The 10931-nt window shown below is 69.1% G+C and carries 7 protein-coding genes; 1 reads left to right on the forward strand and 6 read right to left on the reverse strand.

Annotated elements, in window-relative coordinates; genetic code table 11:
- Positions 1-11: 11 nt before the first annotated feature.
- Together VNF71_07945 and VNF71_07950 are read right to left on the reverse strand one after the other, a co-directional pair.
- Positions 12-1484, reverse strand: a complete 1473-nt coding sequence (locus tag VNF71_07945; GenBank protein ID HVA74481.1) for a leucyl aminopeptidase — start codon at positions 1482-1484, stop codon at positions 12-14.
- The gene (locus tag VNF71_07950; GenBank protein HVA74482.1) at positions 1485-2030 is read right to left on the reverse strand and encodes a cob(I)yrinic acid a,c-diamide adenosyltransferase; all 546 of its coding nucleotides are present in this window, start codon (positions 2028-2030) and stop codon (positions 1485-1487) included.
- A gap of 168 nt (positions 2031-2198) precedes the next feature.
- Here VNF71_07950 and metH point away from each other — a divergent pair, with 168 nt between their 5' ends.
- Positions 2199-5699 carry a methionine synthase gene (metH, locus tag VNF71_07955; protein HVA74483.1) on the forward strand — a complete coding sequence of 1167 codons (3501 nt, stop codon included), beginning with the start codon at positions 2199-2201 and terminating at the stop codon, positions 5697-5699.
- A gap of 27 nt (positions 5700-5726) precedes the next feature.
- Here metH and VNF71_07960 read toward each other — a convergent pair whose 3' ends face one another.
- Genes VNF71_07960 through VNF71_07975 form a run of 4 tightly spaced genes read right to left on the reverse strand, consistent with a single transcriptional unit; the run spans position 5727 to position 10796 of the window.
- The gene (locus VNF71_07960) at positions 5727-6455 is read right to left on the reverse strand and encodes an SDR family oxidoreductase (protein HVA74484.1); all 729 of its coding nucleotides are present in this window, start codon (positions 6453-6455) and stop codon (positions 5727-5729) included.
- Positions 6455-7576, reverse strand: coding sequence for a Xaa-Pro peptidase family protein (locus VNF71_07965; protein ID HVA74485.1), 1122 nt, complete (start codon positions 7574-7576; stop codon positions 6455-6457). Before VNF71_07965 ends, VNF71_07960 begins: the two co-directional genes overlap by 1 nt.
- Complete coding sequence (gene lipA / locus VNF71_07970) at positions 7573-9360, reverse strand: lipoyl synthase (protein ID HVA74486.1); 1788 nt, start codon at positions 9358-9360, stop codon at positions 7573-7575. Before lipA ends, VNF71_07965 begins: the two co-directional genes overlap by 4 nt.
- Positions 9357-10796 carry a dihydrolipoamide acetyltransferase family protein gene (locus VNF71_07975; protein HVA74487.1) on the reverse strand — a complete coding sequence of 480 codons (1440 nt, stop codon included), beginning with the start codon at positions 10794-10796 and terminating at the stop codon, positions 9357-9359. Before VNF71_07975 ends, lipA begins: the two co-directional genes overlap by 4 nt.
- Positions 10797-10931 lie beyond the last annotated feature (135 nt).

Consider the following 10931-nt stretch of genomic DNA (forward strand, 5'->3'; position numbering starts at 1 on the left):
GGCGCGAACCTCTAGAGGTCACGCCAGCGGGCGACCAACTCGATGAGGGTGCGGGTTCCCCACCCGGTCCCGCCCTTGCGAGACAGGAGATTCTCGGCGTCCGCCCAGGACGGCGCGGCGATGTCGAGGTGCGCCCAGGGGAGTCCCCCGGTGAACTCCTCGAGGAAGAGCGCCGCCATGATCGTCGAGGCCGCGGGCTGCCCCGTCACGTTGCGGAGATCGGCGACGTCGGAGTCGAGATCTTTGCGGTAGTCGGAGAACAGCGGGAGCTCCCAGCATGGTTCCCCCGCCAACTCGCCGGCGGCGATCACCTTCCGCACCACCTCGGGGTCCGTGCCCAGCACGGCGGCGACGCGGGTGCCCAGCGCTACGCGCTGCCCGCCTGTCAAGGTGGCGATGTCCACGATCGCATCCGGGCCCTCCTCGACAGCCAGGCTGAGCGCGTCTGCGAGGACGAGCCGGCCTTCCGCGTCGGTGTTCAGGACTTCGATGCTGGTGCCGTTGCGCGCGACGAGGACGTCGCCGGGATGGATGGCCGTCCCGCTCGGCATGTTCTCCGTTGCCGCGACCCAGCCGTCGACCTGAATGGGCAACCCGAGCTCCGCCGCGGCGATGGTGGCCGCGATGACCGCCGCGGCACCTCCCATGTCGCCTTTCATCGTCATCATCGACGCCGGCGGCTTCAGCGAAAGACCGCCCGAGTCGAAGGTGATGCCCTTCCCTACAAGTGCGATCCGTGCGCGCGGGCGGCCCGGCGGGCGGTGGGTCACGCGGATCAACCGGGGGGGCTCGGCCGCGCCGGCGGACACCCCGAGCAGACCGCCGAGTTTCTCGTCAGCGATGCGGTCCTCGTCCCAGACTTCGACCTCCGCGCCCGTGCCCGCTGCGGCGTCCTCGGCAAGCCGCGCGAACTCGGTGGGAGTGAGGTCGCGTGGCGGGCGGTTGACCCAGTCGCGGCACCGCCAGGTCGCCCTCACCGCGGCGGCTCCCCTTTCGAGCCCGCGGCGGGTGCTTCGCCGGCTGACCAGCACCACCCGCTCGAGGGTCGGCGCGCGATCACCGTCGCGCCTGTTGGCGGCCGCGAAGCGGTACGCGCCCAGTCCGACGCCCTCGACGACAGCCTGGGCGAGGTCGGGCCAAGGAGCCGCAAGGGTGGTGGCAACTGCAGTCGCGTCGCCTGCAGCACGAGCGAGAGCAGCGCCGGCCTTGCGAAGCGCGGCCGCGTCGACGGCGTCTCTCGCGCCGACACCGAGCGCGACAACGGTCGTCCCGTCATCGGCCGGTACCGCTAGCACCTGGCCCGGCTTGGCCTCGAACCGGCGCTGCGAGAGGAACCGCACGTCGAGCTCTGCGCCTGCTTCGGGCGGCGTGGTGAGATCGGAGAAGACCGGCACACCCAGGACGGTCACATCGTCGGGCGGTGTGGACGAGGTCTCGAACCTCGGGCCAGCGAACGACGACGGAGCGGGCAACGACTCAGGCATCTAATGGGCAACCTTCCTGGAGAGGAGTGAATCACCTTGCTCCTGCCAGCGCGCCATCGTCCAGACCAGGTCGGACAGGCGGTTCAGGTAGCGGGTGACCAGCGAATCGGGGACGCACGCGTTGAGCGCCTCTCGCTCGGCGCGCCGGACGGTCGTCCGGGCGAGATCCAAGGCCGCGGATACCGGGTCGTGCCCGGGCACCACGAAGTCCTTGAGCGGCGGGAAGCGCCCGGTGAGCTCGTCGATGCGAAGTTCGAGTTCCGCGACCATCTCCTCGGTGACCCGCGACACGCCAGGCTGAAGCTTGTGGCGGTTGCTCTCCGCGGTGGCGACCTCTGCCATGAGCACGTACAGGTCGCGCTCGAGACGGACGAGCAGGCTGTCGAGCTCCGACTCCTTTTCGACGAGCGCCCTGGCCATGCCCAGCGCCGCCTGCGCCTCGTCGACCGCGCCGTTGGCGACGATCACCGGCGAGTCCTTCGGCACCCGCCCGCCATACAGGAGACCCGTGGTGCCGTCGTCACCGGTCCGGGTGTAGATCTTCATGCGAGGGCCGAGCCTACCCATCGCTCGCATCGGAGGATGCTGAGGGGCGCATCGGACACTGCGCGTCGGCGTGATGGATGACGATCCGTCCGGCATCTCCGACCATCTCGGCCTTCCCGGGCGAAAGTCGATTCGGGGCATTCGGGCGGCACCGGTAGCCTGGTGTGCGTGAGCTCGTACGTAGACGCCGTCCGGGGATCTGTGGTCATCTTCGACGGCGCGACGGGGACCAACCTGCAGCTGCGACATCTCGGCCCGGACGACTTCGGCGGGGCCGCTCTCGAGGGCTGCAACGAGTTCCTCGTCGAGACCCGCCCCGACGTGGTAGCGGACCTCCACCGCAGCTTTCTCGACGTCGGATGCGACGTTGTCGAGACGGACAGCTTCGGCAGTCTCCCATGGGTCCTGGCCGAGTACGGGCTCGAGGACCGCACCAAGGAGCTCGCGAAGAAGGCGGCTTCCATCGCACGCGACGTCGCAGGAGGGGACCGCTGGGTCGCTGGGTCGCTCGGTCCGGGCACCAAGATCGCCTCGCTGGGGCAGATAACCTTCGCCGAGCAGCGCGACGGGTACCAGCTCGCCGCCGAGGGGCTGATCGAAGGCGGCGCGGACCTCCTCGTCATCGAAACGATCCAGGACCTGCTCCAGGCGAAGGCTGCGATAATCGGCTGCCGGCGGGCGATGGCTGAAACCGGCCGACAGGTTCCGCTCCAGGTGCAGGTTACGATCGAGACCACCGGCCGGATGCTCATGGGGACCGAGATCGGGGCAGCCCTGACGACCATCGAAGCGCTGCACCCGGACGTGATAGGCCTGAACTGCGCCACCGGCCCCGCCGAGATGAGCGAGCACCTGCGCTACCTGTCGCAGCGATCCCTCACGCCCATCTCGGTGCTTCCCAACGCCGGCCTGCCTTCCGTTGTCGACGGGCAGATGCACTACGACCTCACCCCGGAGCAGCTGGCGGAATACCACGCCAGGTTCATCAGCGAGTTCGGGGTGAGCGTGGTGGGCGGGTGCTGTGGCACCACGCCCGCGCACCTCGCCGCGGTGGTGGGGCGGTGCAAAGAGCTGACGCCGGCGAGGCGCGAGCCGGCTCACGAGCCGGGGATCGCTTCCATCTATAGCCACGTCCCCTATGACCAATCGCCGTCATTTCTCGTCGTCGGGGAGAGGACCAACGCGAACGGGTCGAGGAAGTTCCGTGAAGCGATGCTCTCGGACGACTGGGACACCTGCGTCGCGATGGCACGCGAGGCGGTCAAGGACGGAGCCCACGTCCTCGACGTGTGCGTCGATTACACGGGCGAGGACGGTGTGGCGGACATGCGCGAGGTGGCCAGCCGGTTCGCCACGCAGGCGACGCTGCCGATCATGCTGGACTCCACCGAAGCCGACGTCATCGAGACCGGACTGCAGCTCATCGCCGGCAAGCCCATCCTCAACTCGGTGAACCTCGAGGACGGGGATGCGGAGGGGACGAGGCTCGATCGTTTCCTGTCGCTCGCTCGCGATTACGGAGCGGCGGTCGTGTGCACGTGCATCGACGAGGAGGGGCAGGCGCGCACCGCAGACTGGAAGTCGCGGGCCGCCCAGGCCATCCACCGGCTCGCGGTGGATAGGTACGGTATCGCGCCCGAGGATCTTCTCTTCGACCCCCTGGTGCTGCCGATAAGCACCGGCATGGAGGAGAGCAGGCGCGACGGCATCGAGACGATCGAGGGCATCCGGCGCATCAAGGAGGCCCTACCCGGCGTCGGCACGATCGTCGGTCTCTCCAACGTGAGCTTCGGGTTGACCCCTGCGGCCCGGCACGCATTGAACTCGGTCTTCTTGCACGAGTGCCAGCAGGCCGGCCTCGATGCCGCCATCGTCCATGCGTCTCGCATCATCCCCCTCAACAAGCTCGACGAGCGGGTGGTCGAAGTCTGTCTCGATCTGATCTACGACCGGCGCGACCCCGCCGCTGGCTACGACCCCCTCGCCGAGCTGCTGTCCCTGTTCGAGGGGGTGACCTCGGGGGAGATCGCCCGTGAGGACCGCAGCGGCTGGCCGGTCGAGCGAAGGTTGGAGCAGAGGATCGTCGACGGCGACCGGGACGGGCTCGAATCCGACCTGGACGAGGCGCTCGACGGCGGTCAGGCGGCGCTGGACGTGATCAACGGGCCGCTGCTCGGTGGGATGAAGACCGTAGGCGACCTTTTCGGCTCGGGTCAGATGCAGCTGCCGTTCGTCCTGCAGTCGGCTGAGACCATGAAGACGGCGGTGTCGTATCTCGAGCCTCACATGGAGAAGAGCGACGCCGGCGGCAAGGGACGCATCGTCCTCGCAACCGTCAAAGGCGACGTCCACGACATCGGCAAGAACCTCGTCGACATCATCTTCACCAACAACGGGTACGAGGTGCACAACCTCGGCATCAAGGTCGCCCTGTCCGACATGGTCGATAAGGCCAGAGAAGTGGGCGCGGATGTGATCGGGATGTCCGGTCTACTCGTCAAGAGCACCCTGATCATGCGCGAGAACCTGGTCGAGCTCAACGAGCGCGGTCTCTCTGACATCCCGGTGATACTCGGCGGTGCCGCGTTGACGCGCACGTACGTCGAACGTGATCTGCGATCCGAGTACCAGGGTCGCCTGTTCTACGGCAAGGACGCGTTCGAGGGCCTCCACACGATGGACCGGCTCATGCACCTGAAGCGGTCAGGTGACGACGACGCCGAGTTCGGCCGCGTGCCCGAAGGACGTGAGGGCGCGCGGCCGCGCGCGGCACGGGCGGCCGAAGCGTCGGCGTCCGGCGCCGGGACGTCGAAGCCCACCGATATCCCTCGCAGGGCGCCGTCGGTCGTCGCGGACAACCAGGTGTTCGTCCCGCCGTTCGTCGGGAGCCGGGTCGAACGTGGCCTCCCCCTCGACGACATCGCCTCCTACCTCAACGAGACGGCGCTTTTCCGCGGCCAGTGGGGCTACCGCCCTGACAAGTCGCTCTCGGAGACCGACGCCGAGTTCAAACAACGCGTACGCGCTGTGCTGCGCGACCAATTCGCCGCCGTTCGCGCGTCGGGGGTCCTCCAGCCTGCGGTCGCTTACGGCTGGTTCGCCGTCAACTCCCAGGGCGACGACCTGGTGGTGTGGAAGGACGAGTCGCGCACGGCGGAGTGGCTGCGGTTCCGGTTCCCGCGCCAGCCGACCGACCCGTGGCTGTCGATCGCCGACTTCTTCCGCTCTGCCGATTCGGGCGAGGAGGACTACGCCGCCTTCCACGTCGTGACCATGGGCCCGAAGGCGTCTGCGGAGACGGCCCGTCTTTTCTCCGAGAACCACTACCAGGAGTACCTCCACCTCCACGGGCTGGGTGTGGAGATGACCGAGGCGCTGGCAGAGTACTGGCACCGGCGGATCCGGGAGGACTGGGGTTTCGCCGGCGAGGACGGGCCGAACCTGGGAGGGTTGTTCAGGCAGCAGTACCGGGGAGGTCGTTATTCGTGGGGGTACCCCGCGTGCCCCGACCTCGAGGACAACGCCAAGTGCGCGGAGCTGGTCGGGGCCGAGCGGATCGGCGTGACGGTCAGCGAGGAAACCTCCTGGCAGTTCCATCCCGAACAGACGACAGCAGCGATCATCTGCCATCACCCCCAGGCGAAGTACTTCGTGGTCGACCGGGTCTGAAGCTTCGGGTGGCGCCGGGGGCGCTGCTCAGAGCAGGCCGGCGCTCGCCGCCCCGTCGACCATCACCGCTGTTCCGGAGATGTAGGACGCGGAGGTAGAGCACAGGAAGGCCACGATCCTCCCGAAGTCGCCTGGGTCTCCCATCGGGCTGTCGGACCCGCCGAGCTGGATCATGCGGTCGGTGGCGTGAGGACCGGGACAGACGAGGTTCAACGTCACATCCGGGAACAGGTCCCGGGCTGCCGTCTTCGCCCACGCCCACAAACCGGTGCGGGCGAGATTGGACAGCGCGAGGTTGGGCACGGGCTGCTTCACCGAATATGAGGTGATGCAGCAGATCCGCCCGGCACCGCCCGACCTCAGGGCCGGCAGCGCCTCACGAACGAGGCGGACCGAAGTGGTGAGGTTGGCGTTCACTGCGTCCGCTATCTGCTCGTCGGTGACATCGAGAGCGCGACCGGGAGGAGGACCGCCGGCGTTCGCCACAAGGATGTTCAGGCCCCCGAACCGGTCGAGCGTGTCCCGCACGACCCGCGCCGGGGCATCCGGATCGGTGATGTCCGCTCGGATGGCGAGAACCTCCCCCTCTCCCGCCTCGGCCTCGATCTCCTCCCGGGCCTTGGACAGGGCCTCTTCGCCGCGCGCCGTGATGACGACCTTTGCGCCCTCGCGGGCGAGCGCGAGAGCCGAAGCCTTGCCAAGCCCTTTCGACGAGGCGGTGACCAGGGCCACCTTCCCGGCGATGCCGAGATCCATCAGGCGTCGACCAAGGCCAGCTCGTGGCTCACCTTGTTGAGCGAACGGGGCCCTTCCGTCGTGGCCACCACGATGTCCTCGATGCGAGCACCGAATCGCCCGCTCAGGTAGATGCCCGGTTCGATGGAGAAGGCGTGGCCTGGCTGGAGGGGGACGTCGTTGCCGGCGGCGATGTATGGATCCTCGTGCTCCTCCAGGCCTATGCCGTGCCCGGTGCGGTGGATGAACGCCTCGCCGTACCCGCCCGCGGTGATCACGTCCCGGGGCACCCTGTCGACGGCCTCGCACGTCGTGCCGACCGTCGCGGCATGCACGCCTCGCGCCTGGGCTTCGCGAAGCAGCTCGTACAGCTCGCGGTACTCGCCGGGCGGTTGCCCGCCACCGGTCCACACCGTCCTGGTGATGTCCGAGCAATAGCCGTCCATAGTGCCGCCGAAGTCGCACACGACCGGTTCTCCTGCCTCGATGACGCGCCGCCCGGCCTCGTGGTGAGGGCTGGCGGAGTTGGGGCCGCTGCCGACGATCGCGAAGTTCACTCTCTGGTGACCCTCCAACAAGAGCCTTCGCCCGATGTCCTGGGACACTTCCCCCTCGGTACGCCCGACCAAACCGATCTCACCGCCAAGAAGCTGGGCGGCAACTCGGTCCGCTGCTGCCGACGCGGCGGCGAGGGCCTCGACTTCCGCGGGGTCTTTCACCGCCCGAAGCGGGGCGGTGATCTTCGACGACGCCGACCACTGCGCCGTGGGCATGGCGGCTTGAAGGGCGAGCACGAAGCTCGCCCAGGTCCGGTCGGACACGGCGATCCGGGTGCTTCCCGAACCGCAGCCGAGGGCGACCAGGTCGGCCACGATGCGCACCGGGTCGTCTCCTTCCGCCCACGGGCGCACCTCGAAGACGTCGGCGTCGGGCTCCACTCGCGGCGCTTCCAGTCGCGGGACCACGAGCGTCGCGGGCGCGCCCGCCGGCACCACGAGCATCGTAAGGCGCTCGAGCGGCATCGCCTCGTACCCCGTGAGCCAGGGCAGGTCGGCGCCGAGCGACAGCAGCAGGACGTCCACGCCGGCGCCCGCCATCGCGCCGCGGACCCGTTCGAGGCGGCGGCCCCTGGCGGCGGTCATACGAGCACCGCGGCCACGGAGGAGGCGCCGGGAGCTGCGCCGGCGGCGGCTTGACGCGCGTGGTAGCTCGAGCGGGTGAGCGGCGATGCCTCGACGTGCGGTATGCCAATCACCTCTCCCTCCGCCTTGACATCGTCGAACTCCTCCGGTCGCCACCAGCGCGCGACGGGCAGGTGGTTCGACGTGGGTCGCAGGTACTGGCCCACGGTGACGATGTCCACCCCTACGCCCCGGAGGTCGGCAAGGGTGGACGACACCTCGGCCCTTGTCTCGCCCATACCCACGATGATCCCCGACTTGGTCACCAGGCCCGCAGCCTTCGCTCGTGCCAGTACCGACAGGCTCCGCACGTACGACGCCGAGGGACGAACGGCCCTCTGCAAGCGGGCGACCGTTTCGATGTTGTGGTTCAGCACGTCGGGCCGCGCCGAGAAGATCATGTCGAGCGAGCCAGGGTCACCCTTGCAGTCGGATATCAACAGCTCGACCGCCGTACCGGGGGAACGCCGGCGGATTGCTTCGACCGTCGCGGCGAAACCCGAGGCGCCCCCGTCGGCCAGATCGTCCCTGGCCACGGTGGTCACCACGGCGTGCGCCAGACCGAGCCGCTCGACCGCCTCGGCGACATGCTCCGGCTCCGCCGGATCCGGGGGCAGGGGCCTGCGGGTGTCCACCAGGCAGAACCCGCACGCACGCGTGCAACGGTCGCCGTTGATCATGAACGTCGCGGTGCCGTCGGCCCAGCATTCGTAGATGTTGGGGCACCCCGCTTCCTCGCAGACGGTGACGAGGGAGAGGTCGCGCATGGTGTGGCGCAGCGAGCGGTACTCGTCGCCCATGCGCGCCTTCACCCGCAGCCAGTCCGGCTTGCGTTCCGACGTCGCCACACCCGCGGTCGGCTCCACGCCGGCCTCGCGCAGCCTGCGGTCGAGCATCCTCACCGGCACATCCGCCCGCGCCGGGTCGGGGCGCGGCTGTGAGTCCACCGGATCGCCGGCCCCGGCACCTTTGGTGAAGGGAGCCAGGTCGGAGTCCGTGAAGCGCCATGCGACGTCCTGGCGGTCGATGCTCGAATGGCCCCAGATCCGAGCGGCACGGGCGACGATCGCGTCCACGACTCGGATCATCGCGACGTCGACTCCTTCGGCCGCCATCGATGTCACCGGCTTGTCGGCTATGCCGCAGGGCACGATGTAGCCGAAGTAGTCCATGTCGGGGTCCACGTTCAGGGCGAACCCGTGCATCGACCTGCCGCGCGAGACCCTCACGCCGACCGCGCAGATCTTGCGCGGGTTGGGCCCCTCCGTGTCCATCCAGACGCCGGGGTATCCGTCGAGCCTCGCTGCGCCGGGAAGGCCGAGGTCGGAGAGAGCGTCGACGACCAGTTGCTCGATTCGGTGGACGTGGCAGGGCGACGAGTTCGGCCCCGTGGGAACGTCGAAGATCGGGTACCCGACGAGCTGTCCCGGGCCGTGGTAGGTGACGTCTCCTCCCCGGTCGGAGCGCACGACTTCCGCTCCGACCGTCCCGGGGTCCACGAGCACGTGCTCGTCCTTCGCTCGTACGCCGAGCGTGAACACGTGACGGTGCTCGAGGAGAAGAAGCCAGTCACCGCAGCCCTGCGACCAGATCCCTCTCTGCAACGCCAGGGCGTCGCCGTAGGCCACCTTGCCCAGCCACCTGGCGCGCAGCCCGCCGCGACGAGGATCGTCGCCGGCGGCGGTGCCGCAGATGCCGGCGTCGCCGGCACCTGTGGACGCGCCGCTACCGGCGTCACAGGTCACAGCTCGGTAGCCCAATCCCGGGTCTCGATCACGTCCTTGATGGCGGCGAGGAACGCGGCCGCGTAAGCGCCGTCGAATGCCCTGTGGTCCCACGACAGCACCACGTTGCCCACGGGATGGACCGCGATCCCGTCGGATCCGTCCGGAAGCTCGATCACGACCGGGCGCTTTTTCACCCCGTCGGTCGAGAGGATCGCCACCTGGGGCTGGTAGATCACCGGCACGGTGATGAAGGTCCCGAACGGGCCGGCGTTGGTGATTGTGAACGTGCCCCCGGAGATGTCGTCCATCGTCAACCGCTTCGCCCTCGTCTTCGCGGCCAAGCCCGAGATCTCGCGGGCGAGCGCCCGCAGCCGCTTGGTGTCGGCGTTGTGGATCACGGGGACGAGCAGGCCCTCGAAGTCGAGGTCGACGGCGATCCCCAGGTTGACGTCGTGGTGCACGATGAGGGCGTCGTCACCAACGGAGCTGTTGACATTCGGGAACTCCTCGAGCGCGTCGATGGCGGCGCGGCTCACGAACGGCAGGTAGGTGAGCGAGAAGCCCTCCGCCTCCTTGAACGCCGCCTTCTGCGCCTGCCGGACCTTCTCGACACCGGAGTAGTCCACTTCGACGGCCACCATCGTGTGCGCCGAAGTGTGCTTCGACCTCACCATGTGCTCCGCCGTCCGCCGGCGGATGTTGGTGAACGGGATGACCGTGTCGTGCTCGCCCGGCGCCGGGACCGCGACTGCCGCCGCTGGCTCGGGGGGCGCTGCGGAAGCGGGCGTGCCTCCAGCCCTGGGGGGCGTCACGCGCGCCGTCGTCGGTGTCCCGCCGTTGCGCTGGTCGATCAACGACAGTACGTCCGAACGCGTGATCCTCCCGCCTGCGCCCGTCCCGTGTATCTCGGCCGGATCCAGGTTGTACTCCGCGACGAGCCGCCGCACGACGGGCGAGAGCATGCGGCCCGGATCCCCGTCCCCCGAGGCGGCCGGCGGAGCGGCCGGAACCGGTGGGGGTGCGGGCTGGGCGGCCGCGGCCGGAGGTGGCTCGGGCTGGGGCGCGGGTTGGGCAGCCTGGGGTGCAGGCTGGGCGGCCTGGGGCGGCGGTTCGGGCGGAGGGGTCTCGGCGACGGAGATCTCCGGTTCCGCCTGCAAGTCCGTGTCCTCTTGGCCGGCGGGGGCAGCCGCCCCGGCACCCGCCGGGGCTGGCGCGGCTCCGTCGGCGGAGATCACCGCGAGCTTGGTGCCGACGTCGACGGTCTCGCCTTCGCCGACGAGGATCTCGGTCACGACGCCCGATGCCGGCGAGGGCACCTCCGAGTCGACCTTGTCGGTGGAGACCTCGAAGAGGACCTCGTCTTCGGCGATGGTGTCGCCGACTTTCTTCATCCATTTGGTGATGGTTCCCTCGGTGACCGTCTCACCGAGCTGGGGCATTGTGATGTCAGCCAACGTGCAGACCTCTTCCGGTGAGGGCGAGCACCGTCTCGCCGAACGTCTCCGACAGGGTGGGGTGCGGCTGGATGAAGTGCCCCGCCTCCTCCGGTGTCGCTTCCCAGTTCACCGAGAGGTACGCCTGGCCCAGCT

It is taken from the genome of Acidimicrobiales bacterium (assembly GCA_035533095.1).
In the GTDB taxonomy this organism is placed as follows: Bacteria; Actinomycetota; Acidimicrobiia; order Acidimicrobiales; family Palsa-688; genus DATLUM01.